Source organism: Psychrobacter piechaudii (genome assembly GCF_900162825.1).
Lineage (GTDB): Bacteria > Pseudomonadota > Gammaproteobacteria > Pseudomonadales > Moraxellaceae > Psychrobacter > Psychrobacter piechaudii.
In genome coordinates this window covers 1-1,077 of sequence record NZ_FUGE01000297.1, presented here as the reverse complement: position 1 = coordinate 1,077, position 1,077 = coordinate 1, and the positions used below count along the sequence as shown (strand labels likewise).

The following is a 1,077-nucleotide window of genomic DNA, read 5'->3' as shown; positions in this document are numbered from 1 at the left end:
CTTTAGTAATGGGAAACCTAAATCCTTACTAATAAAACTCTGACCTTCATAACCGTGAACCTGACCATTTAATGTGAAAATTAAGTTCTTATTACCTATATACTGGCGATCTTGCTCGTTATTAGTCTGTATTTTGAATACAGTAATATTTACTGGGATTTTAAAATAGCTATTATTGACATCAAGGTCGGTTTCTAATACTAGTGATATTGTGCGTTCCACATTATTATTAGTGTCATCATCAATTCTGTTTCGATTTCCTTTAATAACTTTATTATCAATCTTAAGGTCATATCTCGTATCGTAAACTAAGAACGGTAGAGGTAAATCGTAAAAATACTGATTGAAAGATCGGTATAAATCTGTTGATATGTTACCTTTATTTCCATGAGCAGGCTGAAAAGAATATAACTGAATAATAGTACCCGATTCAAAGTTCCTATTCTTTAGTCCTAAATCCAAACTTTCTGCCTTAAAGAAAGGTACCTTACCTTCAATAGTAAAATACTCATACCAAGTAGATCTATAATTTTCATCTTTTTCAGATTGTGTTAATGGATGCTTCCTAACTAATGTAAATCCAAACTTTGCAGAATCTTCATTAGCTCTTTTCGATCCAATTAATTGGTATTTCTTATCACCACAAAATACTACTGCTCCCGTTGATCCCATATTATACTTACCTTGGGCGAATGGAATCTTAATCTTATTACCTCTATGTAATGACAGTAATGTCTCCTCAAACTTCTCAGGCAACTGTCCCTCACCATTATCATATATTCTAATGTTAGGCTGTCCCATATCTCCTGTAGCAATGACTTGAATATCTTCTGCTATAGCCCTTCTCTCTTTATCTGTGAGATCATTCATATTACAGTCTTTAATACCATAGAACTTCTCAACAGCTTCATACATGGTTTTAGGGGCATCTTTAGATATAGGATCTACATCATACTCATAACACTTTTTCATTAAGCATGCGTCGATAGAGTTGGTAATTTTTTCAACTAGAGCAGGAATTGGATGATTCTGTTGATTTTCAAATGTTCCAAAATTATTTTTGTTACCACCGTATGG

1 protein-coding gene is annotated in these 1,077 nt (G+C 33.1%); it reads right to left on the bottom strand.

From position 1 onward, the window contains the following. Positions 1 to 1,077: hypothetical protein (locus A1019T_RS13350; RefSeq protein ID WP_208608084.1), on the bottom strand; the 1,077-nt coding region annotated here is incomplete at both ends.